Source organism: Haliscomenobacter sp., assembly GCF_040403615.1.
GTDB lineage: Bacteria > Bacteroidota > Bacteroidia > Chitinophagales > Saprospiraceae > Haliscomenobacter.
In genome coordinates this window covers 1-3,387 of the sequence record NZ_JBBAKG010000037.1, presented here as the reverse complement: position 1 = coordinate 3,387, position 3,387 = coordinate 1, and the positions used below count along the sequence as shown (strand labels likewise).

Genomic DNA, 3,387 nt, shown 5'->3' with positions numbered 1-3,387 from the left:
CAATAACGATTTACCGCATACTCCAACCAAAATCACATGGAAGTGAAAATGATCGCTCTTATACTCGGAGGTGGCGCTGGCTCCCGGCTCTATCCACTCACCGAGCAACGCTCCAAGCCAGCAGTACCCATTGCCGGAAAGTATCGCCTCATCGATATTCCCATCTCCAACTGCCTAAACTCAGGGGTGAGAAGAATGTTTGTGGTGACACAATTCAACTCGGCTTCGCTCAACCAGCACATCAAGAATACCTACGCTTTTGACATGTTTACGCATGGCTTTGTAGATATTTTGGCGGCAGAGCAAACCCCGAATTCACCCAACTGGTTTCAAGGCACGGCTGATGCGGTACGTCAATCCATGCACCACTTGGTCAATCATGATTTCGACTACATCTTGATCTTGTCTGGTGATCAGTTGTATCAGATGGATTTTAAAGCGTTTGCCTACTACCATATCGACAAAGAAGCGGATCTTACCATTGCGACCATCCCCGTGGTAGCCAAAGATGCTTCTGAATTTGGCATCCTGAAAGTGGATGAAGGACAGTACATTCAGGACTTTATCGAAAAGCCCAAAAAAGACATACTGGCTGATTGGAGTTCTCCGCTTGAAGAAAAATACACTTCCCAAGGCAAAGAATACCTGGCGTCAATGGGTATTTATGTGTTCAAGCGGGATGTACTGGAACGCTTGTTTGCGGAGAATCCAGAAGCGACAGATTTTGGCAAAGAGATCATTCCTTACGCCATCAAGAACAAATTCCGACTTGCCAGTTACGCTTTTGACAGCTACTGGACAGATATTGGTACGATTGCTTCTTTCTTTGAAGCCAATATCGCACTGACCGACCCGATTCCTGATTTTAACCTTTTTGACAAAAGCGCAACGGTGTTCACCAGGCCACGTCCTTTGGCACCTACCAAAATATATGGTACGCTCTTCAACCGCAGTTTGGTCGCCGAAGGTTGCATCATTCACGCCAAAAAGATTGACAAAGCAGTAATAGGAATTCGTTCACGGGTTGGAGAAGGAACAGAGATTTACAACGCCATCCTGATGGGTGCAGATTATTACGAATCACTGGAGCAGATCGAAGCTGCTGAAATTCCGATGGGCATTGGCAAGGATTGCTACATCGAGGACGCCATCATCGATAAAAACTGCAGCATTGGCCACAACGTAATCATCAAAGGACACTCTTCTTTGGAAAATATGGAAACCAGCACTTACGTGATCCGCGATGGCATCGTGGTTCTGAAGAAAAAGGCGGTCATTCCGAATGGAACAAAGATTGGATTGGTTTAAAGTTAAAAGGTTGAAAGGTTGAAAAGTTGAAGGGTTGAAGAGTTGTGGGCAATGCAAAATTGAAGCCTGCTTTAGAGGATTTCTAATCGTGCGTTTCCCGTAACATTTCAACCCTTCAACTTTTCAACTCTAAACTTTTCAACTTTTTCCCGCTGCTTTTTCTACTGCCTTCCATACGCGCAGCACGTTTTTTGAGCAAATCTTGGCGATGTCTTCTTCGCTGTAGCCGCGTTTCAGCAATTCAACAATCAGATTCGGGTATTGAGATACGTCTTTGAGTCCGGTGGGCAAGGAGTCCCCTACCCCATCGAAATCGGAACCCAAACCGACATGTTCAATGCCAATCAGTTTCACCACGTGATCGATGTGGTCAGCTACCGTTTTGACATCTGCGTACAATTTCGGGTTCTTTTTGCCAAAATCGTCAATGATGGTTTTGGCGGCGGGGTCGGTGTCTTTCAGTCCGGCTTTTTTCAACAGCTCATTGAGTTCGTCGCGTTTTTTGTTGTTGTATTCCGGGATTTTTGAATCCAGAAAGGTCGATCCGAAGTTGATTTGAATCACGCCACCGTTTTTGCCCAGAGCCAACAGTTGATCGTCATTCATGTTGCGTTGCCAGCCTGGCGTAAACTTTCGGCAGGAGGAGTGAGAAGCAATCACCGGTGCTTTGCTGAGTTTGATCACATCAAAGAAGGCGCTGTCCGAAATATGGGATACATCCACCATGATCCCTACCCGATTCATCTCCGTCACAACTTTTTCCCCGAAGGCACTCAATCCATTCCAGGTTCCGGTAGTATCATAAGAAGAATCACAAATTTGATTGTCTTTGCCGTGTGTCAAGGTAATATAGCGGATGCCACGGCGGTGAAAATAGGCCACATTGGCCAAATCGTCCATGATCGGGGCACCGTTTTCCATGCCCATTGGCAAGGAAATCAGGCCTTGTTTAAAATTGGCTTCGACTTCCGCAGGAGAAACCGCCACCTTGAACTTGTCAGGAATTTCGCGGCCAATTCCCGTGATCATGTCAATCAACGAATCGGCCAACAATTTGGCTTTGCCGTTCAATTGGTACGAAGAAGGTACGTAAATGGACATAAAAGGGCAACTCAGGCCGCCTTTTTTAGCACGCACGTAGTCAAAATCCCCTTCTTTGGTTTCAACCGGGATACCAATATACTCCCGTGTAAGCTGAAAATTGGTTACCTTGAGCCGAAAAGGTAGATCGACGTGTCCATCAATGATGATGTACTTGTGGGCAATCACATCTGCCGCAGCACGCAATGCCTCATCGGATTGGTTTGACACCACTACTTTGTGTGAACAGCTAAAGCTCAGCACCAGGAGCAGCAATAGGTAGGGCAACTTTTTGAGCATAACTACAATTTTTTTGGTAGAACAATTGTCCTTTTGAAAATGAATTACCGAATAAAGTTCGCACGGAAATGTAGATACTTTTGAGCGTTTTTCCGTCAAAAACCAGGTAACTTCTTTTTCAAGGGGTGGTAAAACAATAAGTGTTCATTCTGCCCCACTATAAGGAAAGAATTGCTTACACTAAACCATAATCTTCATACCATTTTTAAAGTATAACCCATGTTTCCTAAGTTCCTATTCCCAATATTTTGTCTTTTTACGTTGAACGCAGTGAAAAGTCAGGCCCAAAGCCCTGTAAAACCCAAGCCTGTCTACTGCGACCAACTGCCCAGCCCTTACGATGCCAAAGCCAAACCCAGGGCTTTGCCCGTTTTTAACACCAAAACCAATTTGGAATACCGCGTGCAAGTGGCCGTTTTGCGGGATACTGATCCACGCAGTTACCATTTCCACAACAGTCTGGTTGCACGCTATCAGCCTTGTGAACAGGTTTGGATCGTTGAATCGAAAAAGACCTTCAAGAGCAGAGCTGATGCCGAATACCTGAAAGCCGAATTGGAAAAATTGGGCTATCCCGGGAGTTACATTACTTCTATCGTTTCTTATGGGTAAAGTTTTGGGTTCACACGATTATTAAAAGCTATGTAGTGGGGCAAAAATAAGTGATCATTTTTCTTGAGCCAGAGGATTAGATAAGAC

Annotated in this window: 3 protein-coding genes; 2 read left to right on the top strand and 1 reads right to left on the bottom strand. The window is 45.2% G+C overall.

Annotation, left to right across the window (positions count from 1 at the left end):
• The first annotated feature begins 36 nt into the window (after positions 1-36).
• Entirely contained in the window at positions 37-1,308 is a 1,272-nt protein-coding gene (locus tag ABW391_RS13720; protein ID WP_353482451.1) for a glucose-1-phosphate adenylyltransferase, read from the top strand.
• Between the two features lie 138 nt (positions 1,309-1,446).
• On the opposite strand, the gene ABW391_RS13715 is transcribed toward ABW391_RS13720, so the two are convergent.
• Complete coding sequence (locus ABW391_RS13715) at positions 1,447-2,688, bottom strand: dipeptidase (RefSeq protein ID WP_353482450.1); 1,242 nt, start codon at positions 2,686-2,688, stop codon at positions 1,447-1,449.
• 219 nt (positions 2,689-2,907) lie between these two features.
• On the opposite strand from ABW391_RS13715, the gene ABW391_RS13710 reads away from it, so the two are divergent.
• On the top strand, positions 2,908-3,300 hold the full coding sequence (locus ABW391_RS13710; protein WP_353482449.1) for a hypothetical protein: 393 nt from the start codon (positions 2,908-2,910) through the stop codon (positions 3,298-3,300).
• The last annotated feature ends 87 nt before the right edge of the window (positions 3,301-3,387 follow it).

Coding starts and splice junctions, on each gene's coding strand:
- ABW391_RS13720 (WP_353482451.1), top strand. CDS start 37: ATGGAAGTGAAAATGATCGCTCTTATACTCGGAGGTGGCGCTGGCTCC.
- ABW391_RS13715 (WP_353482450.1), bottom strand. CDS start 2,688: ATGCTCAAAAAGTTGCCCTACCTATTGCTGCTCCTGGTGCTGAGCTTT.
- ABW391_RS13710 (WP_353482449.1), top strand. CDS start 2,908: ATGTTTCCTAAGTTCCTATTCCCAATATTTTGTCTTTTTACGTTGAAC.